This is a genomic window from Rhodococcus sp. NPDC004095, from assembly GCF_053604015.1.
This window is the reverse complement of sequence record NZ_JBSGGS010000002.1, coordinates 188,805-215,171: the sequence shown is the minus strand read 5'-3', so window position 1 is coordinate 215,171 and position 26,367 is coordinate 188,805. Positions and strand designations below refer to the sequence as shown.

General features: G+C 70.3%; 23 protein-coding genes. 4 read left to right on the top strand and 19 right to left on the bottom strand.

All coding sequences use genetic code 11. From position 1 onward, the window contains the following. Position 1 precedes the first annotated feature (1 nt). Together scpA and ACWEPG_RS04200 are read right to left on the bottom strand one after the other, a co-directional pair. The gene (gene scpA, locus ACWEPG_RS04205; RefSeq protein WP_450113750.1) at positions 2-2,236 is read right to left on the bottom strand and encodes a methylmalonyl-CoA mutase; all 2,235 of its coding nucleotides are present in this window, start codon (positions 2,234-2,236) and stop codon (positions 2-4) included. After that, positions 2,233-4,113 carry a methylmalonyl-CoA mutase family protein gene (locus ACWEPG_RS04200; protein ID WP_452593953.1) on the bottom strand — a complete coding sequence of 627 codons (1,881 nt, stop codon included), beginning with the start codon at positions 4,111-4,113 and terminating at the stop codon, positions 2,233-2,235. The genes scpA and ACWEPG_RS04200 overlap by 4 nt, the downstream gene beginning before the upstream one ends. A 124-nt stretch (positions 4,114-4,237) precedes the next feature. On the opposite strand from ACWEPG_RS04200, the gene ACWEPG_RS04195 reads away from it, so the two are divergent. Both ACWEPG_RS04195 and ACWEPG_RS04190 read left to right on the top strand, forming a co-directional pair. Then, positions 4,238-5,071: a PaaI family thioesterase gene (locus tag ACWEPG_RS04195; RefSeq protein ID WP_452593952.1), complete on the top strand. Its 834-nt coding sequence runs from the start codon at positions 4,238-4,240 to the stop codon at positions 5,069-5,071. After that, positions 5,065-5,790, top strand: a complete 726-nt coding sequence (locus ACWEPG_RS04190) for a TVP38/TMEM64 family protein (protein WP_452593951.1) — start codon at positions 5,065-5,067, stop codon at positions 5,788-5,790. Before ACWEPG_RS04195 ends, ACWEPG_RS04190 begins: the two co-directional genes overlap by 7 nt. A gap of 34 nt (positions 5,791-5,824) precedes the next feature. On the opposite strand, the gene ACWEPG_RS04185 is transcribed toward ACWEPG_RS04190, so the two are convergent. The 3 genes from ACWEPG_RS04185 to ACWEPG_RS04175 are packed head-to-tail and all read right to left on the bottom strand — an operon-like array spanning position 5,825 to position 8,366. Then, on the bottom strand, positions 5,825-7,006 hold the full coding sequence (locus tag ACWEPG_RS04185; protein WP_450113754.1) for an SPFH domain-containing protein: 1,182 nt from the start codon (positions 7,004-7,006) through the stop codon (positions 5,825-5,827). Between the two features lie 52 nt (positions 7,007-7,058). After that, positions 7,059-7,490 carry an NfeD family protein gene (locus tag ACWEPG_RS04180; RefSeq protein WP_450113755.1) on the bottom strand — a complete coding sequence of 144 codons (432 nt, stop codon included), beginning with the start codon at positions 7,488-7,490 and terminating at the stop codon, positions 7,059-7,061. Positions 7,491-7,541: 51 nt separating this feature from the next. After that, entirely contained in the window at positions 7,542-8,366 is an 825-nt protein-coding gene (locus tag ACWEPG_RS04175) for a DUF3097 domain-containing protein (RefSeq protein ID WP_452593950.1), read from the bottom strand. 52 nt (positions 8,367-8,418) lie between these two features. Here ACWEPG_RS04175 and ACWEPG_RS04170 point away from each other — a divergent pair, with 52 nt between their 5' ends. Further along, positions 8,419-9,231, top strand: coding sequence for a hypothetical protein (locus tag ACWEPG_RS04170; protein ID WP_450113757.1), 813 nt, complete (start codon positions 8,419-8,421; stop codon positions 9,229-9,231). A gap of 25 nt (positions 9,232-9,256) precedes the next feature. Here ACWEPG_RS04170 and ACWEPG_RS04165 read toward each other — a convergent pair whose 3' ends face one another. The 5 genes from ACWEPG_RS04165 to ACWEPG_RS04145 form a co-directional block, all read right to left on the bottom strand. After that, complete coding sequence (locus ACWEPG_RS04165) at positions 9,257-9,898, bottom strand: dihydrofolate reductase family protein (protein WP_452593949.1); 642 nt, start codon at positions 9,896-9,898, stop codon at positions 9,257-9,259. Between the two features lie 85 nt (positions 9,899-9,983). Continuing rightward, positions 9,984-10,874 carry a class I SAM-dependent methyltransferase gene (locus ACWEPG_RS04160; protein WP_452593948.1) on the bottom strand — a complete coding sequence of 297 codons (891 nt, stop codon included), beginning with the start codon at positions 10,872-10,874 and terminating at the stop codon, positions 9,984-9,986. A gap of 167 nt (positions 10,875-11,041) precedes the next feature. After that, positions 11,042-12,280: a DUF2235 domain-containing protein gene (locus ACWEPG_RS04155; RefSeq protein WP_452593947.1), complete on the bottom strand. Its 1,239-nt coding sequence runs from the start codon at positions 12,278-12,280 to the stop codon at positions 11,042-11,044. Positions 12,281-12,413: 133 nt separating this feature from the next. After that, positions 12,414-14,879, bottom strand: coding sequence for an ATP-dependent Clp protease ATP-binding subunit (locus ACWEPG_RS04150; protein ID WP_450113761.1), 2,466 nt, complete (start codon positions 14,877-14,879; stop codon positions 12,414-12,416). A 118-nt stretch (positions 14,880-14,997) separates the two neighbouring features. Then, positions 14,998-15,783, bottom strand: a complete 786-nt coding sequence (locus ACWEPG_RS04145; RefSeq protein ID WP_452593946.1) for a thioesterase family protein — start codon at positions 15,781-15,783, stop codon at positions 14,998-15,000. Positions 15,784-15,922: 139 nt separating this feature from the next. Here ACWEPG_RS04145 and ACWEPG_RS04140 point away from each other — a divergent pair, with 139 nt between their 5' ends. After that, complete coding sequence (locus ACWEPG_RS04140) at positions 15,923-17,221, top strand: glutamine synthetase family protein (protein ID WP_452593945.1); 1,299 nt, start codon at positions 15,923-15,925, stop codon at positions 17,219-17,221. 1 nt (position 17,222) lies between these two features. On the opposite strand, the gene ACWEPG_RS04135 is transcribed toward ACWEPG_RS04140, so the two are convergent. The 9 genes from ACWEPG_RS04135 to ACWEPG_RS04095 form a co-directional block, all read right to left on the bottom strand. Further along, on the bottom strand, positions 17,223-17,522 hold the full coding sequence (locus ACWEPG_RS04135; RefSeq protein ID WP_450113764.1) for a hypothetical protein: 300 nt from the start codon (positions 17,520-17,522) through the stop codon (positions 17,223-17,225). A 112-nt stretch (positions 17,523-17,634) separates the two neighbouring features. Continuing rightward, a complete protein-coding gene (locus ACWEPG_RS04130; protein ID WP_452594069.1) occupies positions 17,635-18,912 on the bottom strand; it encodes a cytochrome P450 in 1,278 nt (425 codons plus the stop codon). Positions 18,913-19,010: 98 nt separating this feature from the next. Then, entirely contained in the window at positions 19,011-20,288 is a 1,278-nt protein-coding gene (locus tag ACWEPG_RS04125) for a PucR family transcriptional regulator (protein ID WP_450113766.1), read from the bottom strand. Between the two features lie 137 nt (positions 20,289-20,425). Beyond that, positions 20,426-21,496, bottom strand: coding sequence for a ferrochelatase (locus ACWEPG_RS04120; RefSeq protein ID WP_452593944.1), 1,071 nt, complete (start codon positions 21,494-21,496; stop codon positions 20,426-20,428). Positions 21,497-21,512: 16 nt separating this feature from the next. Next, positions 21,513-22,337: an NADH-dependent enoyl-ACP reductase InhA gene (gene inhA, locus ACWEPG_RS04115; protein ID WP_450113768.1), complete on the bottom strand. Its 825-nt coding sequence runs from the start codon at positions 22,335-22,337 to the stop codon at positions 21,513-21,515. Positions 22,338-22,392: 55 nt separating this feature from the next. After that, positions 22,393-23,115: a 3-oxoacyl-ACP reductase FabG1 gene (gene fabG1 / locus ACWEPG_RS04110; RefSeq protein WP_450113769.1), complete on the bottom strand. Its 723-nt coding sequence runs from the start codon at positions 23,113-23,115 to the stop codon at positions 22,393-22,395. A 97-nt stretch (positions 23,116-23,212) separates the two neighbouring features. Further along, positions 23,213-24,193, bottom strand: coding sequence for a VWA domain-containing protein (locus ACWEPG_RS04105; RefSeq protein ID WP_450113770.1), 981 nt, complete (start codon positions 24,191-24,193; stop codon positions 23,213-23,215). Beyond that, on the bottom strand, positions 24,190-25,170 hold the full coding sequence (locus ACWEPG_RS04100) for a DUF58 domain-containing protein (RefSeq protein WP_450135288.1): 981 nt from the start codon (positions 25,168-25,170) through the stop codon (positions 24,190-24,192). The genes ACWEPG_RS04105 and ACWEPG_RS04100 overlap by 4 nt, the downstream gene beginning before the upstream one ends. Beyond that, complete coding sequence (locus tag ACWEPG_RS04095; protein WP_452593943.1) at positions 25,167-26,342, bottom strand: AAA family ATPase; 1,176 nt, start codon at positions 26,340-26,342, stop codon at positions 25,167-25,169. Before ACWEPG_RS04095 ends, ACWEPG_RS04100 begins: the two co-directional genes overlap by 4 nt. Between the last annotated feature and the right edge of the window lie 25 nt (positions 26,343-26,367).

Genomic DNA, 26,367 nt, shown 5'->3' with positions numbered 1-26,367 from the left:
ATCAGTGTCCCAACTGATCCGACAGCTTGGTCAGCAGCCCGACCGCCGCGTCCGCGAGGACCGTACCGGGCGGGAAGATCGCCGCGGCGCCCGCCTCGTACAGCTCGTCGAAGTCACCGGGCGGGATGACGCCGCCGACCACGACCATGATGTCGGGGCGGCCGACCTCCGCGAGTGCCTCCCGCAGCGCAGGCACCAGGGTGAGGTGGCCTGCGGCGAGGGAGGAGACACCGACGATGTGCACGTCGGCGTCGGCCGCCTGCTGGGCGACCTCCTCGGGGGTCTGGAACAGCGGTCCCACGTCGACGTCGAATCCGAGGTCGGCGAACCCGGTGGAGATCACCTTCTGGCCTCGGTCGTGACCGTCCTGACCCATCTTCGCGACGAGGATTCGCGGACGGCGACCCTCGGCCTCCGCGAACTTCTCGACGAGTTCGGTTGCGGTGGAAATGTTCTCCGACTTTCCGGCCTCGTCCCGGTACACCCCGCTGATGGTCCGGATCTCGGCCTGGTGGCGCCCGTACACCTTCTCCAGCGCGTCGGAGATCTCCCCGACGGTGGCCTTGGCGCGGGCCGCGTTGACGGCCAGGGCGAGCAGGTTGTTCTCCATGCCGCCCTCGGTCGCGGCGGCGGCGCGGGTCAGCTCGGCGAGCGCGGCCTGCGTGGCCGCCTCGTCCCGATCGGTGCGCAGCTGCTGCAGCTTCGCCAGCTGCTCGGCACGCACCTTGGTGTTGTCGACCTTGAGCACCTCGATGCTGTCCGGCTCGTCCGGCACGTACTTGTTGACGCCGATCAGCGGCTGCCGACCCGAGTCGATGCGGGCCTGGGTGCGGGCCGCGGCCTCCTCGATGCGCAGCTTCGGGATGCCCTCGGAAATGGCCTGCGCCATACCGCCGGCCTCCTCGACCTCCGCGATGTGTGCGCGTGCCCGGTTGGCCAGCTCGTTGGTGAGCCACTCGACGTAGTGCGAGCCGCCCCACGGGTCGATCGGCCGGGTGGTGCCGGACTCCTGCTGCAGCAGCAGCTGGGTGTTGCGCGCGATGCGGGCCGAGAAGTCGGTCGGCAGCGCGATCGCCTCGTCGAGCGCGTTGGTGTGCAGCGACTGGGTGTGGCCCTGGGTCGCGGCCATCGCCTCGACGCAGGTGCGCGCGACGTTGTTGAACACGTCCTGCGCGGTCAGCGACCAGCCGGAGGTCTGCGAGTGGGTGCGCAGCGACAGCGACTTGGCGCTCTTCGGGTCGAACTTCGCGACCAGCTCGCTCCACAGCAGACGCCCGGCGCGCAGCTTGGCGACCTCCATGAAGAAGTTCATGCCGATCGCCCAGAAGAACGACAGTCGCGGCGCGAACTTGTCGATGTCCATGCCCGCGTCGAGTCCGGCGCGGATGTACTCCACACCGTCGGCGAGGGTGTACGCCAGCTCCAGGTCGGCGGTCGCACCGGCTTCCTGGATGTGATAGCCGGAGATGGAGATCGAGTTGAACTTCGGCATCTTCGCGCTGGTGTAGGCGAAGATGTCCGAGATGATCCGCATCGACGGCTTCGGCGGGTAGATGTAGGTGTTGCGGACCATGAACTCCTTCAGAATGTCGTTCTGAATGGTTCCGGCCAGCTGCTCGGGCGTGACGCCCTGCTCCTCCGCGGCGACGACGTACAGCGCCAGGATCGGCAGCACCGCGCCGTTCATGGTCATCGACACCGACACCTGCGAAAGGTCGATGCCGTCGAAGAGCTGCCGCATGTCGAGGATCGAGTCGATCGCGACACCGGCCATGCCGACGTCACCCTGCACGCGCGGGTGGTCCGAGTCGTAGCCGCGGTGCGTCGCGAGGTCGAACGCGACCGACAGGCCCTTCTGGCCGGACGCAAGGTTGCGCCGGTAGAAGGCGTTGGACTCGGCGGCGGTGGAGAAGCCGGCGTACTGACGGATCGTCCACGGCTGGTTGACGTACATCGTGGGGTACGGCCCACGCAGGAACGGAGCGGCACCCGGGAAGCTGTCGAGCGGGTAGCCCGACGCCTCGGCGGCGTCCCGGTCGGCCTTCGTGTACACCGGCTTGACGTCGATGCCCTCGGGCGTCGACCAGACCACCTGGTCGGCCTCGTAGTTGTTCGCCTGTGCCGCTTCCTCGATGTGCGCGGTGACGTCGGCCGCGGTCGGCGCCGCGGGCGCCGGGAAGTCCGGGTCGGTCAGCGGCACGTCGGCGAAGCTGCCGATCGTGTGCTTGATGCTCATTTCGCTCCCAGGGTGTCGAGCAGACCGGTCAGGGCCGACACTGCGTCAATACGAGCGGTCAGGAAGCCGTCCGGCCGGTCCGCGCCCTGCGCGTCGGCGAACGTCTTCTCCGGTCCGGCCAGCAGGACGGTCTCGATGCCTGCGGCGCGCAACGCGTCGACCGCGGGCACCCCGTCGGTGCCGTACCGCTTGTCGGTGCCGCAGAGCACCGCGATGGTGGTCTCGGACTCCGCCACGACCCCGGCGACGGTCGCCAGATCGAGGGTGCCGGGGTTCACCGCCTCGATGCCGCCGGAGGCGAGCAGGTTCGCGGCGAACGTGGTGCGGCCGTTGTGCTCGGCGACCGGGCCGAGCGCCGCGAGCAGCACCTTGGGCCGGTGGCCGCGCTCGGCGAGGAACCGGTCGGAGCGGTCGCGCAGCGCCTCGAAGGCCGCGCCGTAGCGGGCGACGCCCTCGAGCGGTGCGGGGCCCTCGGCCAGCGGGGCCTCGGCGAGGTTCGGGAACTCGTTGACACCGGTGACCGCGGTCTTGCGGTGTGCGATGTCGGAGTCGCGCTTGGCCCGGGTGGCACCGATGCGGTCGGCGATCACGCCGGACTCGAGCGCGGCGGTGTACCCGCCTGCGGCCTCGATCTGCTGGACGAACTCCCACGCCTTGGCCGCGACCTGCTCGGTGAGGTCCTCGACGTACCAGGAGCCGGCGCCCGGATCGAGCACGCGGCCGAGGTTCGACTCCTCGAGCAGCAGCAACTGCGTGTTGCGGGCGATGCGGGCGGCGAACGACTTGGAGGTGTCGAGGGTGCCCTCGGGCACCGCTACGTCGAACGGCAGCACCGTCACCGCGTCGGCGCCGCCGACACCGGCACCGAAGGCCGCGAGGGTGGTGCGCAGCATGTTCACCCAGGGGTCGCGCTGCGCCATCATCGCGGCGGAGGTCACCGCGTGCTGCGGGGCGCCACCGAACTCGCCGGCGCCGCACACCTGCGCGACGCGCGCCCACAGGCGGCGGCCGGCACGGAGCTTGGCGATGGTCTGGAACTGGTCGTCGGTGGCGGCGAAGCGGAACTCGATCTGCCCCAACGCCTTCGAGATCGTGACGTCCGATCCGGCAAGCGCACGAAGGTATTCGAGTCCGGCCGCGACGGCGGCGCCGAGCTCCTCGGCGTCCGAGGCACCGGCGTTGTGGAAGGCGGTGCCGTCCACGGTGATCGCGCGGACGGTCTCGGGGCGCGCCGTGGCGGCGGCGGCGAGCGCGACCGCCGCAGCGAGGTCGACACCGTCGGTACCGGCGAACCCGTCGGTGAGCGGGGAGGCGCCGAGGCCGACGGTGATCGCGGACCGGTCGGCGACGCCGTCACCGGCGGCGGCGCGCTCGTCGATCAGCGCGTAGAGCCGTTCGGCGACCGCGGCGACGTCGGCGCCCGCGTCCAGCGTCAGCGGCGCGAGGTCGAGCAGCACGCCGTCCAGCGCGACACCGAGGGTGTCGGCGGACAGCCCGGCGCCGCCGACACTCAGCCAGATCGCGCTGACACCGTTCTCGAGTCCGTCGAGGACGGCCTCGTTGACCAGCTTCGGATCGTTCTCGCCCGCGCCGAACGCGGCGCTGACCTTCCAGCCGCTGTTCACGTCGCGGTGCGCGTCGCGACCACGGACGAACGGGAACACACCGGGCAGCGGGGCCTCGGGGGTTTCCTCGCGCCGGGTGTACAGCGGGGTGACGGTGACACCGTCGTACGTGGTGGTGTCGAGGAGGTGTTCCGGGTCGGCCGGCAGCTCGGAAACGTCGACCTTGCGGGCCTTCGCGAGCACCGCAGCCACCGCTTGCTGCCACGCCGCGTAGTCGCGGGCAGCTTCCTCGGTCTGTGAAGCGCGTGGCACTGGAGCTTGTGACACGGTGTCAGCTTCCTCTCGGTATTCGGACATGGTCATTCCGCCTGTGATGCTAGCCCGGTGCCGTCGGGCCCTTTCCGCTGGACCACCTACCCTTCGGTAACCTCACCGCATGACCATTGCGACCGATCTGCACGAGACCCCGCAGGCCTTGTTCGGGGTGAGCAGGCCGGTCCGGGACGGTCACGTCAACCGGTCGTCCATGACACTCGGAGCCGGGTTCCCGGACTCCACCGCCGCCCTCGGCGTTCTGCTCGACGACATTCTCGGGTTCACCCTGTACCACCGGCGCGGCGACCGGGCCGGACTCGTCAGTGCCGCCCTGTCCGTCGACTTCGCCCCGACCACGGGCTGGCGCGGGCCCCACCTGGCGTCGGAGGCGCGGGTGGAGACCCTCGACGAGGACGGTGGCCTCAGCTCGACCCGCGTCGTCGATTCGGCGGGGACCCTGATCGCGACCGGAACCCTGTGGGGATCGTTCGTCGACGGCGTCAGCGAGAACCGTCCGGTGCTCACCGCGACCGCACCCGAACCGATGGCCGACGGCCCGTCGGCGCCGCCGCTCGACCTTCTCGGCGGCCGGATCGAGGAGACCGGAACCGGGTCCCGGCTGACGGTGCCCGTGAACCCGGCGCTGTCGAACGTGCTCGGCATGATGCACGGCGGAATCCAGACCTGCGCGCTCGACCTGGCGGGCAGCATCGCCGCCGGGCCTTCGATGCGGACCGCGGCACTCCGGGCCAACTTCTTCCGCCCGGTGCCGCTCGACGGGCCGACGGTGTTCGACGCCGAGGTGATGCGGGCGGGCCGGCGGGTGTCGGTGGTCCGGGTCACCGTCCGCGACCACGCCGGCCGCGATTGCTCCGTCGCCACCGTCACCTGTCGGCGTGCCGCCGGAGCCCCCGCCACGGACCGGCGCGACACCGACGCCTCGGCGTCGTGCTGACGGCGGCGGTCCGCCGGCTGCGCAGCCCGAAGGCCATCGGCCTGATCGTGGTGCTCGCGGCACTGGCCGCGGTCGCTCTGTTCGTGCCGCATCCGTCGATCGACCAGATGCGCGAATGGTCCGACTCGCTGGGCCCGGCGTTTCCGCTGGCGTTCTTCGCGGTGCACGCGATCGTGACGGTCGCCCCGGTCCCCCGCACCGTGTTCACCCTCGCCGCGGGCGTCCTGTTCGGCGCCGTCACCGGGATCCTGATCGCGATCGCCGCGACGACGGTGAGCGCGGCGATCGCGCTGGTGCTCGTGCGTGCGCTCGGCCGGGACGTGGTCGCCGCCCGCCTGACCCATCCGGCGGTGCAGAAGATCGACGACCGGCTGGCCCGGCGCGGCTGGCTCGCGGTCGGATCGCTGCGGCTGATCGCTCCGATGCCGTTCTCGATCACGAACTACTGCGCGGCGTTGTCGTCGATCCGGTTCGTTCCGTACATCCTGGCGACGATCGTCGGCATCATCCCCGGCACGATCGGCGTGGTGGTGCTCGGCGACGCGATCGGGGGCGGGACCTCCCCCGCGCTGCTCGCGGTGTCGGCGCTCTGCCTCGGGGTCGGGGTCGTCGGGCTCGTGATCGATGCCCGGCTCGGCGTGCCCGCCGGTCCGGAGCAGACCCTCGACGAGCTGCGCTCGTCACGCCCCGGAACCGGAACAAATCCAGTCGATCCGTGAACCTTGACCGGCCCTGGCCCAGGCCGCTGCTCGCCTAGAGCTGCTGCTCCCCCTCCGGCAGCGGCGGTGTCGGCAACGTGTGCTGGCCGGGTGCGCCGGGCAGCTCGTGCTCGGGGATCAGCGACGTCTCGACCGGCGTGCGCGCCACGGCTTCCGCGGCCGCGACGGCCTTCGCGACCGACGGGTCCGTCTTGGACTCGAACCAGTCCGCGACCTCGTCGGAGTCGTCCACCGGCGCGACCGGTTCCTCGGCGCTGGGCTCGTAGCGGAACACCCCGTCCTCGCCGGGCGCGCCGAGGGTCTTCGCGAAACCCTTGAGCGCGTCGCCGAAGTCGCTCGGCACCAGCCACACCTTGTTCGCATCACCCTGCGCCATCTGCGGAAGGGTCTGAAGGTATTGGTAGGCAAGCAGTTCCGGTGTCGGCTTGCCGGACTTGATGGCGGCGAACACCTTCTCGATCGCCTTCGCCTGCCCCTGCGCCTGCAGGTACTTCGCGGCGCGTTCACCCTGCGCGCGCAGGATCCGGGACTGCCGCTCGCCCTCGGCGGTCAGGATGGCGGCCTGCTTGGCGCCCTCGGCCGCCAGGATCTGGCTCTGCTTGGCGCCCTCGGCGGTCTTGATCGCGGACTCGCGGCTGCCCTCGGCGGTGAGGATCATCGCGCGCTTCTCGCGGTCCGCCTTCATCTGCTTCTCCATCGACTCCTGGATCGACGGCGGCGGATCGATGCTCTTGAGCTCCACCCGCGCCACCCGCAGACCCCACCGGCCGGTGGCCTCGTCGAGCACCCCGCGCAGCTGGCCGTTGATCGAGTCGCGGGAGGTCAGCGTCTCCTCCAGGGTCATCCCGCCGACCACGTTGCGCAGCGTGGTGGTGGTGAGCTGCTCGACACCGACGATGTAGTTGTTGATCTCGTACACCGCGGCCTGCGGGTTCGTCACCTGGAAGTACACGACGGTGTCGATGTTGAGCGTCAGGTTGTCCTGGGTGATCACCGGCTGCGGCGGGAACGAGACCACCCGTTCCCGCAGGTCGACCTTCGCGCGGATCTTGTCGACGAACGGCACCAGCAGCGTCAGCTGTCCGGACACCGTGCGCTGGTAGCGGCCGAGACGCTCGATCACCGCGGCCTCGGCCTGCGGCACCAGCGCGACGGACTTCGCCACCACGATCACCACGAGTACAACGATCACCGCCAGCACGATCAGTGCTGCCATCCCCAATCCCCTCCTGCGTTTGTCCGTACAGAGTGCCTGCAGATCCCGGTGTCTACGGTCCCCGCCACACGACGGCGGTCGCGCCGTCGATCTCCATGACCGTGACGGTGGTACCCGGCGGATACACCTCGGTGTGGTCGAGCGGGCGGGCGGTCCACACCTCACCGCCCAGTTTCACCTGGCCCTGATGCTCGGACACCTCTTCGAGCACCAGCGCGTGCTTGCCCGGCAGGGCGGCCGTGTTGGTCGGCAACACCGGTGGCGTCGCGAATCGCCGCAGCAGGGCCGGCCGGACACCGAGGATCAGGACCAGCGACACCAGCGCGAAGATCACGGCGTCGATCCACACCGGAAAGTCCGTCACGGCGCTCACCCCGGCCGTGGCGAGCGCACCGCCGGCGAGCATGAGCAGGAAGAAGTCGCCCGTCGCCGCTTCCGCGGCGGCGAGCAGGACACCCGCAACCAACCAGATCACTGCCGCCACGCCACCATCTAACCACCCGGATGCCCGCGGCGGCGGTGCGCGCGAGCGGGATCAGTCGACAGTCACGAAGTCGACCAGCCGCTCGACCGCGCCGATCAGCGGGGCCTCCAGGTCCCGGAACGAGGACACCGCGCCGTACACCCGACGCCAGCCGTCCTGTGGTGTGCCCCAACCGAGTTCGCGGCACACCCCGGTCTTCCAGTCCTGCCCCCGGGGGATCTTCGGCCAGGCGTCGATGCCGACCGCCTTCGGGCGCACCGCCTCCCACACGTCGATGTAGGGATGCCCGGTGACCATGACGTACGGGCCGAGGCCCCGGGTCAGTGCGGTCTCCTTCGACCCCTCGACCAGGTGATCGGCGAGGACCCCGACCTTGCGGCCCGAGCCGGGACCGAACTCGGCCAGCCGCTCGGGCAGGTTGTCGAGACCTTCGAGCTGCTCGACGACGACTCCCTCGACCCGGAGGTCGTGACCCCAGACCCGTTCCACGATCGCGGCGTCGTGCACGCCCTCCACCCAGATCCGGCTGGGCAGCGCGGTGCGGGCCTTCAATCCCTCGACGCGGGTCGAACCGGACGCCGAGCGGGTGGCGGCGGCCGGCTTCTTCGCGGTCGGCCGGGTCAGGGTGACCGGTTTGCCGTCGATCAGGAACGCGGCCTCGCGCATCGCGAACAGCCGGGTCTGCTTACGGCCGTCCTCGAGGCGGACGTAGTCGCCGTCGTAGGTCTTCTCCATGCCGACCACCGCACCGCACCATCCGGTGGCGGCGTCCTCGACGACCAGGCCACGGTCGGCGGGCACCTTCGGGTACTCGCGGGCCCGCCGCCGGGTGTGCCCGTCGAAGATGTTCCCGCCGTACATGTCGCGTCCACTCACGACCGACCAGGCTAGTGCCACTGCGCGCCGCACCGTCCTAAGCTTGACTACCGTGTCCTGCCCCAGCATCAGCTTCACTCTCTGGTCCGCCGCGTGGCTCGCCGGCGCGAGTTCACCCGACGACGCGATCGACGCCGTCCGGGCGTGGGCCCCGATGCACCTGATCGCCTCCGCGGACGCCGAGGTCGCGCTGCAGTGGGATCTGCCGTGGCCCGATCCCACCGACGCGGGTCCGGTGACACTGCTGCGCGCGGTGCGAGCGGTCACCACCGCCGATCCCGGGGCGGCGCCGATTCTCGTGCTGCCCGCCGCGGGCGACGTCCGCGGGCTGCCCGCCCGAACCGAGTTCGCCGCGGCGGCGCTGGCCGCAGGCCAGGGCGTGATGATCGGTGCGCCCGGATCCCCGGGAATCGGGGTGGTGCCGACCGTCGAGGGCCCGGACGTGTTGCGGTGGACGGTGTACTCGGTCCCCGAGATTCCGCGTCCGGTCGAGCAGTTCGGTCTCGGCGAGGCGGAGTACGCGTTGCGGGAGGCGGTCCGGGACGCCGCCGACGCGCTCGCGTCGATGCACGGCGGGTTCGATCCCGGGCAGGGCGATCCCCGGGCGCGGATCGCGGATGCACTGGCGGACCTCTCGCGGCACACGACACCGGACGGCACGTCTGCACGGGCGCTGCGGATCCTCGACACCGCCGATCAGGTCGCGGCGATCCTCACTGTCGCCGGCGAGTCCTCGGGCCGGGCGCAGACCGCGACCGGCGCCAGCGCCCGGGACGACACCCTGCGACCGCTGTGGACGGCGGTGCGGACCGCACGGGTCGCAGCGGTGACGTCGTGCGTGGGCGCCGGACAACCCCGCCCCTGACCGGTGAGCACCCCCTGCGCGCGAGTCACTTTCTCCAGAACAGGTGGTGCGTCACGCCGCTCGGGCTGGGCACGATCTCGAGGTGGAACCGGTCGGTCAGCTCCTCCGGTGTCTCCCAGAGTTTCAGTCCGGACCCGAGCTCGAACGGCGAAACGGCCACGTGCATGGTGTCGACGAGGTCGGCGTCGAGGAACTGCCGGATGGTGGTGACGCCGCCGCCGAGCCGGACGTCCTTGCCCTGCGCCGCCGTGCGGGCCTGCTCGAGGACGGTGGCCGGGTCGCCGTCGACGAAGTGGAACGTGGTGTCCGAGAGCGCGAACGAGGGGCGCTTGTGATGGGTCATCACGAACACCGGGGTGTGGAACGGCGGCTCGTCGCCCCACCAGCCGAGCCATTCGAGATCGTGCCAGGGTCCGCGTTGGGGCCCGAACTTGTTGCGGCCCATGATCTCGGCGCCGATGTTGTTGGCGAAGTCTCGGGTGAAGTAGTCGTCGAGGCCGCGGCTGCCGCCGGGGTCGGTGCGGTTGGGCCAGCTGGCCGTCGCACCGGCCCAGGCGAACATGGGGCCGTGGTCGAAGCCGAACGGGCTCTCGAAGCTCTGATTCTCCCCGGCGGCGATCCCGTCGCTCGAGACGTTGAAGTTCTGGACTCGCAATAGCTGGTTCACTGTGCTCCCTCGTTGTCCGATGATGGTGATACGGGAGTTGAGACTCGTCCGGTCGGCCAAAGTAATCGGTTCGCGCCGGCGCAGCCTACTTCCCGCCCACCAGGTAGGCCGAGGTCCGCGCCAGATCGGCCAGGTCGTCGGGCAGTTCGGGTACCTGCACGCCGTATGTCGCGGCCAGGTCGACGGGGGTCGATCGCCGCACCGTCCAGCCGCGATCGGTCAACCACTGCGCCGGATCGGCACGCTCGTCGTCGTAGAACAACTGCGCGACGTCGATTCCGCCGAATGCCGAGTTGCCGAAGTACTTGTCCCGCAATGCAATGAACCGACGAATGTCGGCGCTTCCACCGAAGCCGTCGACGGCGATGCGGCTGCCCGCGGCCGACAACTCGTCGATCCGGGTGAACAGGGCGTCGTGCGCCGGGCCCGGCAGGTAGGGCAGCAACCCCTCGGCCGACCATGCGGTCGGACGTTCCGAGTCGAAACCGGCGGCGACGAGCGCGGTGGGCCAGTCGTCGCGGAGGTCGACGGCGACCGGCCGCCGATCGGCCTTCGGCCGGGCGCCGTGTGCGCCGAGCACCTCGGCCTTGAATTCGAGGACCTTCGGCTGATCGACCTCGAACACCGCCGTCCCCGCCGGCCAGTCGAGGCGGTACGCCCGGGCGTCGAGCCCGGCGGCCAGGATCACCGCTTGCACCACCCCGCCGGCCGCGGCCGACAGGAAGTGCTCGTCGAAGAACTTCGTCCGAAGGCCCATGAATCCGGGGAAGAAGAACGGCAGATCCTGCAGCGGCGACGGGTCTGCCAGCAGTCCGGTGAAGTGCGGGTCGCCGGCGGCCTCGACGAACCCGCGCGCGTACTCGTCGGTGATCAGGTTGTCCGGGCGCTCGGTCTCCAGCGCGCGAAAGGTCGCCACACCCAACGCGGTGCGGCCCACACCGCTCACGATGTCCCAGGAATCCCCGTCGGATCGCATCGACCCCGGCACCTCCAGTTCCGACGCCCCGAACACTACGCCACCGCGCGATCACCGCTCCGGGTCGATTCAGTGATCCAGTTCGACCGAAGCTGGGCCGACAGGGCGGACACCGCGCGTGACCTCGCGTCCCGGCCTGTCAGCGCAACCCGTGCGCGCGAACCACCTCAGCCCCGATGCGCAGCACGGCTCGACGCGGCGCGGGCCCTGCCGGCACGCCTGCCTCCGTTCGGCGAGGCGTACTGACCGACCGGGCTGGGCGTCCGGGCGTGCCCGTAGACATGTGGCCCGCACCAGCCCGGGTCCACCCAGACCGGCTCCTGCAACCGCACGCATTTCTCGTCCGGCCTCTCCTCGCGCCGGAGCCGCACGCTGTCGTGAACCCGTGCACCCGGACCCGGCTTGCGGCTGCCGCGCCCCACGAATGCCCACAACCACGACATCCGGTGCACCTTGCCGACGGCGTCACCGGCAGTCACGGTGGGCAGTTCGCGTAGCTCGTGCCGCTCACGCAGGAGCAGGCCGTGACGGTACGCACCGTCCAGCATCCACATCAGCGAGATGTCGGCGAGCCTGTGGTCGTCGGAGAAGCCGCCGCCGACGTCCGAGTGCACACCCGAGAACCACACCTCGTCGATCCGGGGATTGTCGACCCGGTACAGCCGGTACGGACGGCGCTTCTCCTCGAGCGAGACGGCGTGGCGGCCGGCCCGCACGTTCTTCAGGCGCCGGGTGCTCTCGAACCGCAGGGCCCGCCGGAATATCCCTGGCGCACTGACCGTGTCCCACACCCCGAGGTAGTGGACGGGAACCGAGAAGCGGCCCTTGCCCGCGCCGTCGACTGCTCGACAGACGGTACTGGAGAACTCCTTGGCCTCCTCGCGGTCGTCGACGGTCCAGGCGCGGCGACGCGAGTATGCAGCGATCGCATACTGCACCAAATTCTCGGACGACGGCCGGGGAATGCCGATCCGGTGCAGCATCCCGGCCAGCGCCCGCGCCGTGAACGCACCCCGGCTGAACCCGAACAGGTAGATCCGGTCACCGGGTTCCCAGTGGTTCATCAGGAAGGTGTAGGCCTCCGCCAGGTTGGTTTTCACCCCGACACCGAAAGCCAGTCCGAGCATGCGAGACCACCACCGCCCGATCGCGGTCCATGCGCCGGCGGACGAGAAGGTGCCGACGCCGGGGTCGTAGTACACGATCTGCCGGCCCGCGGTGTTCTCGAGCGCCCGGAACAGCCTGATCACGTTGGTGTTCCCGGAGGCGCGGATGCGATTGCCGGTGCCGTCGAGACAGATGACGATGTTCTTTCGGGGAGCGACCCCCGGTGCCGGTCCGCCGCGATCGGGACCGTCGGTACCGGCGCATCCGGACATCTTCGGGACAGGATTGTTCTCCCGCATGACTTCGCCTCCCTGGCCACGGCCGCTGGGTCGTCTCGACGCTATCGGCGGACGTGGCGGTGGAAACGAGTAGTGGACTACCCGAGTTCCGGCGGCACCCGTACCCGGGTGTCGGGGACCCAGGTGTCGGGGGTCAGTCCCCGGGCGCCACGTCCACCGTCCCCTCGGTGCCGTCGGGCGCGACCCGTTCGAGGATCAGTCCGGCCTCGTCGACGTCCACTCGCACGGTGTCGCCGCCGGAAACGGCCCCGCCAAGCAACAGGTTGGACAGTTTGTTGTCCAGTTCCTTCTGCACGGTCCGCCGCAGCGGCCGGGCACCGAAACGCGGTTCGAAACCGGTGTCGACGAGCCAGTCGACCGCGCCGTCGGTGATGTCGAGTTCGACGTCCTGGGCGCGCAGCAGCCGCCGCGTCCGGTCCAGGATGAGCCCGACGATCTGGTGCAGCTGCTCCTTGTCGAGGCGGTGGAAGACGACGGTCTCGTCGATCCGGTTGAGGAACTCCGGCCGGAAGTGCGCGTGCAGGCGTTCCATCAGCTGCGGCATCAGCGCCTCGAGATCGTCGCTGTCGGCGCCGAGGATCAGGTCGGAGCCGAGGTTGCTGGTCATGATCACGATGGTGTTCTTGAAGTCCACCGTGCGGCCCTGCGCGTCCGTGACCCGGCCGTCGTCGAGCAGCTGCAGCAGGATGTTGAAGACGTCGGGGTGCGCCTTCTCCACCTCGTCGAACAGGATCACCGAGTACGGCTGCCTGCGCACCCGATCGGTGAGCTGACCGGCCTCCTCGTAGCCGACGTACCCGGGCGGGGCCCCGACGAGCCGGGAGACGGTGTGTTTCTCCTGGAACTCGCTCATGTCGAATCGGATCATCCGGTCCTCGTCGCCGAAGACCGCGTCCGCGAGCGCCTTCGCCAGCTCGGTCTTGCCGACACCGGTCGGGCCGAGGAACAGGAACGACCCGGTGGGCCGGTTCGGGTCGGCGAGACCGGCGCGGGCCCGTCGCACCGCCTCGGCGACCGAGGTGACGGCCTCTTCCTGCCCGATCACCCGGGCGTGCAGCACCTCCTCGAGCTTGAGCAGTCGCGCGCGTTCCTCGCTGGTGAGGTCCGCGACCGGGATGCCGGTCTGCCGGGAGATCACCTCCGCGATGTCGACGACCTCGACCTCCGGGGTCGCGCCGGTCGCCGCCGCGCCGAGCGACTCCTCCTGCTCGGTGATCTGCTTCTTGAGTTCGTTCGCGCGCTCGTAGTCCTCGGCGGACACCGCGGAGTCCTTCTCCCGCCGCAGCCGCGCGAGTTCGTCCTCGGCGGACCGGGTGTCGGCGTCCGGCGTCTTGGTGCGCAGCCGCACCCGGGCACCGGCCTGGTCCACCAGGTCGATCGCCTTGTCCGGCATGAACCGGTCGGTGATGTAGCGATCCGACAGTTCCGCGGCCGCGACCAGCGCTTCGTCGGTGTAGTGCACCTGGTGGTGTTCCTCGTACACGTCGATCAGGCCGCGCAGGATCTCGATGGTGTCGTCGACGGTCGGTTCGGAGACCATCACCGGCTGGAACCGCCGCTCGAGCGCGGCGTCCTTCTCGATGTACCGGCGGTACTCGTCGATGGTGGTGGCGCCGATCGCGTGCAGGTCGCCGCGGGCCAGGGCCGGCTTGAGCAGGTTGCCCGCGTCCATCGCCCCCTCGCCGCCCGCGCCGGCCCCGACGATGGTGTGCAGCTCGTCGATGAACACGATCAGCTCGTCCGAGTGCTCGCGTACCTCGTCGAGGATCTTCGTCAGCCGCTCCTCGAACTCGCCGCGGTACTTGCTGCCCGCGACCAGAGATCCGACGTCGAGCGCGATCACCCGGCGGTCGGCGAGGGTGGACGGCACGTCGGCGTTGACGATCCGCTGCGCGAGCCCCTCCACGATGGCCGTCTTGCCGACTCCCGGATCGCCGATCAGCACGGGATTGTTCTTGCGGCGCCGGGACAGGATCTCGACGGTCTGCGCGATCTCGTCGGCGCGGCCGACCACCGGGTCCACCCGTCCCTCCCGCGCCTCGGCGGTCAGGTCGCGGCCGTACTCGTCGAGGGTCGGGGTGGTGCTCTGCGCCTGCGCCCCGGCCGTGGCGGCCTCGAGCTTGGCGCCGGCCAGCGCGCGCGCCGCCGGGCTCTCCGGGTTCGACGCGATCCCGAACAGGATGTGTTCGGGGCCGATGTAGCTGATCCCGGCCTGCCCCGCCTCGCGTTGCGCGGTGCGCAGCGCCAGCTTGGCCGCCGGGCTCAGCGTGATCTGTCCGTCCCCCGTGCCGTCGCCCTTCCCGATCGCGGCCTGCATCTGCTCGGCCACCGTGTCCGGGTCCAGGTTCAGTCCGCTGATCACCCCGCGGGTCGGGTCGGCCAGGGTCGCGGCATAGAGCAGGTGCTCGGGCGTGATCTCCGGGTTCCCCCAGTCGTCGGCGGCCTGACGGGCCAGTGCGACAAGCTGTTTCGCGTCGTCGTTCAGCAGCCGCCCCAGGTCGACGCGCTGCACGGGTGATCGGGGCGCGGATCCGGAACCGAAGAATCGGTTGAAGATGTCGTCGAACGGATCGCGCGAATGGATCCAACTGTCGGTCATCGCATACCTCGACTGTCCGGGTGCGGCCGGAGCGGCCGCGTGCGTATCGGGCCGTCACCCATCATCACGCAGCCGCGGCCGCCCCGCACCCGAACCGTGCCGCCCGGCGGCCGCCGACTCAACCGAGCGCGCGGACGGTGAGGATCTGGTTGGCCTGCCCGATCGGGCCGTGCCGGTCGTGCAGGACGCTGGACGTGAGCCCGTGCCCGTCGGGCCCGAAGGTGACGGTGGTGTCGAGGCCGACCCAGTCCCCGCGCGGCTGCCGGGCGAAGTGGATGGTCAGGTCCAGGTTCGGGAACATCCATTCGGTGGGCGGCTGGCGCACCGCGATCCCGTTGGCGGTGTCGACGAGCGCGACGTAGCGCGCCAGCGCCCCGACCGGTTCGTCGGCGACGAGCGCCGTCGACGTGGAGATCCAGGCCGTGGTGCGGCCGGGCCGCGGCGCCCCGACCGTCCGCACGTCGAGGGAGGCGATGAATCCGCCCGGCCACAGGTCCGACATCGGCCAGGTCGGCAGTTCCTCCGGCGGGGTCAATGCCTGCGAGGGGCCTCCCGCCACCACGGCGGTGTCCGACGTCGCCATTCGCCACACCCGGGCCCGGACCGCGGGCCGTCCGGCGGCGGTCACGGTGGCCTCGAGGAGTTCGATGGTGCGACCCGGGCGCAGCACCTCGACGGCGATGTCGAAGTCCTCGATCGCCAGCACGCCGAGGATGTCGATGCTGATCCGTGCGATCTCCAGGTCGTCGGCTCCACGGGCCGCGACGAAGCGGTCGATCGCGTGCACGATCAGCCCGTTCAGCGGGCTGATGTGCTGTTCCGCCTCGGTCCACGCCCCTCCGGTCAGCGCGGTCGGGCGGTAGCGGTGGTCATCGACCCTGACGAAGTAGCCGGCAGTGCTCACGATCCAATTGTGACCAATCTCGATTTCGGGACGTGCCGGGGTCTCGTCGGGTGTCAGACTGAAGCTCGGCCGGCCATGACACGAACCGCGACGGTACGGAGACGGCAATGCGCGGAGACGACGATGCGCGGAGAAGGCGATGCTGACGACGAATCCGGGACTGATCGTGGGTTCGGTCGTGGACATGGCCGGGGTGGCGCGGGCGAAGACGATGCCCGGTGACCGGCTCGACGACTTCGTCACCGCGGGCGCCGGCGCCTCGGTCTGCTGGATGGTGTTCTGCGCGGACAACCACCTCGCGTTCACCGAGAACCTGTCCGTGGTCGGGGACCTGCGCCTGCGGATCGGCCGGGACGACCTGCGCGATCTCGGCGCGGACACCTGGTGGGCACCGGCCGACCTGACCGACCAGGACGGCGCGCCGTGGGGCGGATGCCCGCGCCGGGCCCTCGAAACCGCCGTCGGCGTGCTCGGCGAGTCGGGACTGGACGCGCTGATCGGGCACGAGCTCGAGTTCACGTTGTTCGGTGGCGACGATCCCGGAACCTGGTCCGCGTACGGACTCGATTCCGTGCTGCGCCGGAGGGACTTCATCGCCGATCTGCAGGCCGCGGCGGAGCGGGCGGGACTGCGCATCGAACAGGTGCACGCGGAGTACGGTCCGGGCCAGTTCGAGGTGTCGTTGCCACCGGCCGCCCCCGTCCACGCCGCCGACCAGGCGGTCCTCGCCCGCATCCTGATCTGCCGGGCGGCACGCGCTCACGCGCTGACGGCGTCGTTCTCCCCGATGCCGACCCCGGGAGGCGCCGGAAACGGCGCCCACCAGCACCTCTCACTGAGCCGGGGCGGTGTGCCGCTGTTCTCGGGCGGCGACGGCCCGCACGCGCTCGCCGACGAGGGCTGCCACGCGCTCGCCGGCCTCGTCGCGGTGCTGCCCGACTTCATGCTGGTGCTGTCCGGGTCCGCGCTCTCCCACCTGCGGCTGCGCCCGAACAGCTGGGCGGGGGCGCACTGCTGCTGGGGGCTGGAGAACCGGGAGGCGGCGGTGCGGCTGTGCGCCGACACCCCGGGAAATCCGCACGGCGCCCACGTCGAGGTCAAGCCGATCGATCCGTCCGCGAACCCCTATCTGGCGTCCACCGTGTTGCTCGGTGCGGTGCAGACCGGTCTGACCGAGGCGTTGCCACTGCCTCCCGAGGTGACGATCAATCCGGCCCGGTTGAGCGACGTGGAGCGGGCCGGCGCGGGGGTGACGCTGCTCCCCACGAAGCCCGCGGACATGCTCGGCAGATTCACGGACTCACGGCTCGCCGATCAGCTCTTCGACCCGTTGATCCACGAGGCGCTGCGTGCCGTCCGCGGGTACGAGCTCGCCGAATACCGGAACCGGCCCGTCGACGAGGTCGCCGAGCGGCTCCGCTACGCGTGGACCGCGTGAGTCACTGCGCACCCCAGCTGGCCTCGAAGGTGTAGATGCGGCAGCCGCGCATGTTCGCGGCCCCGACGACGTTCAGTGCGCGATCGTGATCGCCCTGCATTTCGAGGTTGTTCGCGAGTTGCGCCTGGTCGGAGCAGTAGCCGACGAGCTGATTGTCGTCGGGCGGATTGCTGACGTACTGGTCGCCGGGCCCTGCTTTGGGGGGTGCCGTGGCGGCTTCGGCGGACGTGGCGGGTCCGGCGACGAGGAGGGCGGTGGAGGCGAACGCGACGAGGACGAACGCGGTGGTACGACGGATCATGGAGACGACCCCTCCCGATGGGCCCGAGGGAAGACAGTCCCATCCTCCCCCGATCCCCACCCGCACACCAGGGTGAAGCGTCAACTTCGCGATCGCGACCGGCGTGCCGGGCTCAGTGGGCGACCGGGCATCCTCCGGTGAAGTCGACCTCGAGTTCCTTGATGCCGTTGAGCCACCCGGAGCGCAGTCGCTTCGGGTCGCCGAGCCTGGTGATGTCGGGCATGTGGTCGGCGATCGCATTGAAGATCAGGTCGATCTCGAGACGCGCGAGATTCGCACCGATACAGAAGTGCGCCCCCGTTCCGCCGAATCCCAGGTGCGGATTCGGGTCGCGGGTGATGTCGAACGTCAGCGGATCGTCGAAGACCTCCTCGTCGAAGTTCGCCGACGCATAGAACATGGCGACCCGGTCACCCTGCCGGATCCTCTGGCCACCCAGCGTGGTGTCCACCAGCGCCGTCCGCTGGAACGCCGTGACGGGGGTCGCCCAGCGCACGATCTCCTCGACCGTGGTCGCCGGCCGCTCCGCCTTGAACTTCTCCCACTGGTCCGGGTTCTCGAGGAACGCGATCATTCCGTGGGTGATGGCGTTCCGCGTCGTCTCGTTGCCCGCGACCGCGAGCATGAGGACGAAGAACCCGAACTCCTCCGCGCTGAGCGCGTCACCGTCGACGTCGGCCTGCAGGAGCTGGGTGACGATGTCGTCGGCCGGACACCGCTTGCGCTCCTCCGCCAGCTGGTACGCGTATCCGAGAAGCTCCATCGAGGCGGCCTCGGGTTCACCTTCGAAGTCGGGATCGTCGTAGCCGGTCATCTGGTTCGACCAGTCGAAGACCGTGCCACGGTCCTGTTGCGGAATACCGATCAGCTCGGCGATGGCCTGCAGTGGAAGTTCGCTGGCGACGTGGGTGACGAAGTCACCGGCGCCGGCGGAGAGGGCCTCGCTCACGATCCCGGCTGCACGCTCGGAAAGCGTCGCCTTCAGGCTGTTGACGGCTCGCGGTGTGAAGCCTCGCGCGATGATCTTGCGCAGTGCCGTGTGCTCGGGTGCGTCCTTGAACAGCATGATGTGCCGCAGCTGCTCGACGGCGTCACGGGGCATGTCGTCCTCGAAGCGCGGAATCGCGGTGTTCTCCCAGGTGGAGTAGACGTCGCTGTCGCGTGACACCTCCTTGACGTCCTCGTGCCGGGTGACGACCCAGTAGCCGTGGTCCTGGAACCCGCCGGTCGTCGGCGGCTGCGGGCACCACCAGACGGGAGCGGTCCGGCGGAGCTCGGCGAACTCGGCGTGCGGCACGTGCGTCGCGTAGATGTCCGGGTCGGTGGGATCGAATCCTGCGGGGATGGTGGGCACCGACTCCGGTCGGGTGGGCACCGACTCCGGTCGCATGGGCACTGACTCCGGTCGAATGGGCACTGACACTGGGCGCTCCTTTGTCGTCGCTGGTGTGTCGAAGCCTTCCAACCGGGCATGCCCCGCGGTTTGGTCTACTTGTCCAACCGCCGTCTCGCGATTTGTGCGGTCGGCACACCGGGGTCGGGCTCGACCCCGAAGGTGTCGAAACAGTCGAGTGCCAGTTCGAGGTGCAGGGCGCGGCGCTCGATCCGCTGACCCAGACGTTCCTCGATCTGCTGCATCCGGTACCGCACGGTGTTCTTGTGCACGCTCAGGCGCCGGGCCGCGGCCTCCAGATTGCCGGGGTTGCTCAGCACGGCACGCAATGTCGCACGAAGCCGCGCGGACACGTCGTCGTCACCGGTCAGCCCGGTGAGCTCACGGTGGACCAGTGTGTTCAGCGCGTCGGGCCGGGCGGCGAGCATCGCGACCAGTTCGACCTCGCGGTAGGTGGTGACGGCGCGGGGGCGTCGCGCCCGCGTCGCGATGTCCTGCGCCGCGAGCGCCTCTCGGTGCGTCCGCCGGAAGCCGACGAGGCCCTGCCCCGGTCGGCCCGTCGCAACCCGCACACCCGGCGGCACCAGGGTGGGATCCATCGCGAGCTCTTCACCCTCTCGGGTGATCAACCACGCCCACAGTCCTCGCGAACCCGATGGGACGCAGAGGGTTTCGGTCGCGGATGCGGCGCGGGCGAGCCGGAGAACCAGCGGTTCGAAGATCCGGGCGTCGAACGAGATCGCGTGCTCGGTGGTCCACAACGCCACCGCGGTGTGGACCCGGTGCACCGGATAGCCGAGCCGCGCGGACGCCTCCGGCTCGCCGCTCAGGCTGCCGTCCAGGATCTCGCGGACCGTGTTCACCCGCATCGAGAAGGTCCCGCTGAGCATCCCCTCCCGTTCCCGGGTGTACGTCGCCGCCAATTCTTCGAGCATCGAGTTCATGACCTCACTCGTCTGCTCCCACATCATCACCACGAGCCGAACCTTGAACTCCCCCGGCACGTCCGCATCGTCGACGAACGCCGTCACGAAGCGCCACACCGCGCGGTGGCCGGCGTGATACAGCTGGGAGAGAACGCGCAGCTCGAGTCCACGACGCGCGATCGTCCGGGCCAGCGAATGCGCCTCCTCCGCGACGGGAACGGACCGCCGCGCCGCGCGCTGCCCGATCGAGAGGAACAAGCGGAACTGGCTGCGAACGGCCAGATGGAGGTCCCGCTGAACGTCGGCATCCGTGGACAGTTCCGGAACGTCCGCACCCATCGACGTGGCGACATCGTCGATGAACGCCTCGAGGTCGGCGCGCGAAAGGCTGTCCGCGACATAGGCGCGCATCCACTCGCCCGCTTCGGCCGTGCTCGGTGACTCCATCCGTCCCCCAGCCGATCAGCTGCTGCGTGGCTCTTGCCCTGACTGCCCGCCAACAGTATCCCTGCAACGGCGAGTCGATAGCGGAGATGGCGCAGCGGTTCCTCGACGAGCACGTCGAGGAACTATGAGTTCGGGTGTCACACGGTGGGCCGGGCCGACGCGGGCCGGGCCGGGCGCCGGGCGGGGCGGCAGCAGTCCACCGCGCACAGACCGCCGTTGACTCCGGCGCCGTACAGCGGCTCGGTGCCGAGGCGCCGGGCGGGCGCACCGGTGGTCTGCTCGGCGACCAGTTCCGCGACGAGTCGCGCGAACCGCGGATCGGTGCCCGGGGTGCCGGCGCGGACGAACCCGAGACCCAGTTCCGCCGCCCTGTCCCGTGCCTCGGTGTCGAGGTCCCAGATCACCTCGAGGTGGTCGGAGACGAACCCGACCGGGCACACGATCACCGCGTCGGCGCCGGACGTCGCGACGGTGTCGAGGTGGTCGCAGATGTCGGGCTCGAGCCACGGCACCTGCGGCGGCCCGGACCGCGACTGCCACACCAGGTCGTATTCGCCGACGCCGACCGCCGCCGCGCACAGCCGTGCGGCCTCGGCCACCTGCCGACTGTAGAGCCGGCCGCCGTCCGCGGGCGGACCGCCGGTTGCGTCCGCCGCCACCGGCACCGAGTGGGCGGTGAACACCAGCCGGGCGCCGTCCCGCTGCTCGGCGGGCAGGTCGGCGCGGGCGGCGGTGATCGCATCGGCGAAGGCCGCGATCAGCAGTGGATGGTCGTAGTACTGACGCAGTTTCGTCAGCTCCGGCGCCCCGTCGACCGCGGCGCGGGCACGTGCGACGTCCTCGTGGTACTGCCGGCACCCCGAGTACCCGCCCCACGCAGACGTCGGGAACACCAGCGCCGAGCGGACACCGTCGTCGCGCATGCGAGCGACGGTGTCCTCGGCCATCGGATGCCAGTTGCGGTTGCCGAAGTACACCGGCAGTTCGGTTCCCGCAGTCGAGAATTCGGCCTCGACCGCGGCGATGATGTCGCGGTTGAGCGCGTTGATCGGCGACACCCCGCCGAAGTGCAGGTAGTGCTCGACCACCTCGTCGAGGCGTTCGGGCGGCACCCCCCTGCCCCGGGTGACGTTCTCGAGGAACGGCCGGACGTCGGCGGGCTTCTCGGGACCACCGAAGGAGAGCAGGAGCAGGGCGTCGTAGGTCATCGAAATCGTCAGGCGGTCACAGGTTCTCGGGCAGCCAGGTGTTGTGGCTGGCTCCGCCGTCGACGTAGATGATCGATCCGGTGGTGGCGGGCAGCCAGTCCGACAGCACCGCGACCACGGACTTCGCGACCGCGGTGGGATCGTTGAAGTTCCAGCCGATGGGCGACGCGGCGTCCCAGTACTCGTTGAGCTGGTTCATCTTCTTGGCGTCGTCGGTGGCGGTGCCGGCGATGGCCTTCGCGGCGAGGGTCTTGATGGGTCCTGCGGCGACGAGGTTCGAGCGGACCTTCTTCGCCTCGCCGACCTCACGCGCGACGTAGCGGTTCACGGACTCGAGTGCGGCCTTGGCCACACCCATCCAGTTGTAGTACGGCATCGCGGTGCGCGGATCGAAGTCCATGCCGACGATGGAGCCGCCCTCGTTCATGACCGGCAGCACGGCGCGGGCCAGCGAGGCGTAGCTCCAGGCGGAGATCTCGAACGACTTCGCGACGTCCGGGCCGGGCCCCTCCAGGAACGGCTTGGCTTCGGGCCCCATCAGCGTCTTGGGCGCGAAGGCGATCGAGTGCAGCACGCCGTCGACGCCCTCGGGGGCAACCTCGCGGACGCGGTCCGCGAGCGCGGCCAGGTGCTCTTCGTTCGTGGCGTCCAGCTCGATCGCCGGCGGCACCGGCTTCGGCAGCCGCTGGGCGATCCGGTCGATCAGGCGCAGCCGGTCGAACCCGGTGATGATCACCTTCGCGCCCTGCTCCTGCGCCATCGCCGCCGCATGGAACGCGATCGACGCGTCGGTGATGATGCCGGTGACGAGAATTGTCTTGCCTTCGAGCAGTCCGCCCATGGTTGTACTCCTCCTGGTGTGAAAGTCGTTGCGTGCGAGAGGGGATCGAGCCGGGTCAGTGCCCCATGCCCATGCCGCCGTCGACGGGAATCACAGCGCCCGACACGTACGCGGAGTCCTCCGAGGCGAGGAAGCTGACCACCGCGGCCACGTCCTCGGGCTTGCCGAGTCGCTGCAGCGGGATGAACTTCTTCGCCGTGTCGCGAAGATCCTCGGAGAGGTCGGCGGTCATGTCCGTCTCGATGAAGCCGGGCGCGACGACATTGGCCGTGATCGATCGCGAGCCGAGCTCGCGGGTGACCGAACGGGCCAGGCCGATCACGCCGGCCTTCGAGGACGCGTAGTTGATCTGCCCCGCCTGACCCGCGAGACCGACGACGGAGCCGAGGAAGATCATCCGGCCCCACCGGCCCCGCAGCATCGCCCGGTTCGCACGCTTGGCGCACCGGAACGCACCGGTCAGGTTGGCGTCGATGACGTTGGTGAACTGCTCCTCGGTCATCCGCATCAGCAGGGTGTCGTCGGTGATGCCTGCGTTCGCAACCAGCACCTCGACCGGACCCTGGTGCTCCTCGACCTCGGTGAACGCCCGGTCCACCGATTCCGCGTCGGTGACGTCGCACTGCACGCCGAACAGTCCGTCCGGCGCACCGGAACCGCGGTGGGTGACCGCCACCTTGTGACCGTCCGCGGCGAGACGCTGGGCCACCGCGAGGCCGATGCCCCGGTTGCCTCCGGTCACGAGCACGGAGCGGGACGGGGTGGACGCGTTCGACATTCGATAAACCTATCTGTTGGGTGTCAGGGTCTTCGTCTTGCGGGTCTGTGGCGTTACGGCGATCGGCCGGCAGCACATTGTGACAGCAGCGTGAGCGTCACGGCAGGCGTTGGCGCAGAACCAGAGCCGCGCCCAGGCCCGCCGCCGTGGCGAGCACGCCGAGCACCAGCCAGATCCGGCTCGCATCTCCGCGGGTGATCTCGAACCCGATCTGCTCCTCGAGGGTGTCGTAGACCTTGTTCAGTTCCTCGAGGCTCGACGCGGTGAAGAAGGTGCCACCGGAGAGGTTGGCGATCTCGCGCAGGGAGGGATCGTCGACCGGCACCGCGATGCGCTCGTCGCCGATGTCGACTGTGCCGTACGAGGTCCCGAACGAGATCGTGGAGATCGGCACTCCCTGTTCCTTCGCCTGCCGGGCCGCCGTGTAGGCGCCGCGACGGTCGTCGGGACTGTCCGGCACCGTCTGCTTGCCGTCGGAGAGCAGCACGATCCGCGCCGGCGGTACCTGGTCGCCGCCGCCGAGGATCGCACCGAGGGTCTCGATGGACTGCAGCGACGTGAAGATGGCCTCACCCGTCGCGGTGCGCTCGGCGAGGGTCAGGTGGTCGATCGCCGCCTTGGTCTCCTCGCGGTTGACCGTCGGTGACACCAGCACCGAGGCGGTGCCCGCGAACGCCACCAGTCCGAGGTTGATGCCGGGGGTGAGTCCGTCCGCGAACTGTTTCGCGGCCTCCTGGGCGGCGGCGAGCCGGGTCGGTGCGACATCGGTCGACTTCATCGACAGCGACACGTCGATCACGAGCATCACGGTGGCCCGGTTCCGCGGCACCCGCTTGTCGGTGGTTGGCCCGGCGAGCGCGACGGTCAGCAACATGAGTCCGACGAGGACGAGCGCCGTCGGGAGGTGCCGCAGCCGCCCGGGCCGCGCCGGCGCGACCTTCTCCAGCATCTCCAGGTTGGAGAACCGCAGCAGATTCCGGTGGCGGCGGCGCTGGGCGAGCACGTACCCGGCCGCCAGCGCGGCGACCACGAGGAGGAACGCCAGCCACCACGGCGACGCGAACTGGGTCGGGCTCACCGGCGCGGCACTCGATTCACCCGGGAACCATAACTGTGCCTGCGGGCGGCGACGAAGCGCACGATGTCCGCGATCCAGTCCCGGTCGGTCCGCAGTCCCAGGACCGGCGCCCCGCAGCGCCGCAGCGTCTGCTCGACCGTCTCGCGGTGCGCCTGCGCGGCCGCGGCGAAGTCGGCGCGCAACTGCGGGGTGGTGGTGAACTCGCGGGTGCGGCCGGTCTCGGGATCGTGCAACACCACCTCGCCGAGGTCGGGCAGTTCCAGATCCCGCGGGTCGAGCACCTCGATTCCGAGCAGGTCGTGCCGACCGGACACGGCGCGCAGGGAGTGTTCCCAGTCCAACGGGCCGAGGAAGTCGCTGATGACGACCGCGAGGCCCCGCCTGCGCTGCGGCCGGCGCAACGCCTCGATCGCACCCTTGAGGTCACCCCGGACACCGTCGGGGGCGTGCGGTGTGGTCGCGATCGTGCGCAGCATCGCCTGCGCGTGCAGGCGGCCGCCGCGGGCCGGGATCCGGACACTGTGGTGTCCGGTCGCGACGATCGCGCCGATCCGGTTGCCGCCACCGCTGGTCAGGTGGGCCACCGCCGCGGCGGCGGCGACCGCCAGGTCCCGCTTCTCCGCACCGGTGGTGCCGAAGTCGAGGCTCGCGGACAGGTCGACGACCAGCCAGGTCTCGAGTTCGCGGTCGGCGACGGACTGCCGCACGTGCGGGTGGGTGGTGCGGGCGGTGACGGACCAGTCCATCTGCCGGACGTCGTCGCCGGGCTGGTACATCCGCGCGTCCCCGGGCTCGGTGCCCGGCCCGGGGATCAGGCCGAGGTGCTCACCGTGCAACACCCCGTCGAGCCGCCGTCGCACGGTCAGTTCGAGCGTGCGCAGCGCCGCCGCCAGCTCGGGGTCCCGCAGTTGACCGGAACGCAGCGACGGCAGCGACGACCCGGTCGAGGTCGCCCCGGCGGAGCCGGGAGTGGTCACCGCGGTGCGCCCCCGACCGGCGCCGCCGGAGTGGCCGTGGGTTGCGGAACGGGCGCGGGCGCGACGGGCTGCGCGGCGACCTGCGGCAACCCGACGGTCTGCAGCACCCGGGTGATCACGTCGTCGGGGCTGACCTCGTCGGCGAGGGCGTCGTAGGACAGCACGAGACGGTGCCGCAGCACGTCCGGGACCACGTCGAGGATGTCCTGCGGGACCACGTAGTCGCGGCCGCGCAGCATGGCCAGCGCGCGCGCTGCGGAGATGATGCCGAGGGTCGCGCGGGGTGAGGCGCCGTAGGAGATCCAGCCGGCGACATCGGTGAGCCCGAAGGCGTCCGGGGTGCGGGTCGCGGCGATGAGCCGGACCACGTAGTCGACGAGCGCGTGGTGCACGAACACCCCACCGGCCGTCTTCTGCAGCCGGATCAGGTCGTCGGGGCCGAGCACCTGGCGCGGCTCGGGCGCGGCGACCCCCATCCGGTAGACGATCTCGCGCTCCTCCTCGATCGACGGGTAGTCGACGAGCACCTTGAACAGGAAACGGTCCCGCTGGGCCTCCGGCAGCGGGTAGACGCCCTCGTTCTCGATCGGGTTCTGGGTGGCCATCACGAGGAACGGTTCGGGCATCGGGAAGGTCTTGCCGCCGATGGTGACATGCCGCTCGGCCATGACCTCCAGCAGCGCGGACTGCACCTTGGCCGGGGCCCGGTTGATCTCGTCGGCGAGCAGGAAGTTCGCCACGACGGGACCGAGTTCGATGTCGAACTGTTCGCGGCCCTGCCGGTAGATCCGGGTGCCGACGAGGTCGGTGGGCACCAGGTCGGGGGTGAACTGGACCCGGGAGAAGGAGCCGCCGACGACCGTCGCGAACGTCTCGACGGCCAGGGTCTTGGCGACGCCGGGCACGCCCTCGAGCAGCACGTGTCCCTTGGCGAGCAGGCCGACCAGAATCCGTTCGACGAGCCGGTCCTGGCCGACGATCACGCGCTTGACCTCGTAGATCACCTTCTCGAGCAGTTGCGCGTCGGACTGCACGCCGGACGCGGTGCCCGCGCCCGCCGCGGCCCCGCCGTTGCCCTTCGCGGTGCCGCCGTCGGCCTTCGCGGTGCTGCCGCCGGCCTTCCCGGTGTCGCCGCTGCTCGCCGTGCCGCCGTCCGCGCCCTGTGACGTCACCAAGAATCCACCGCTTTCCACTCCC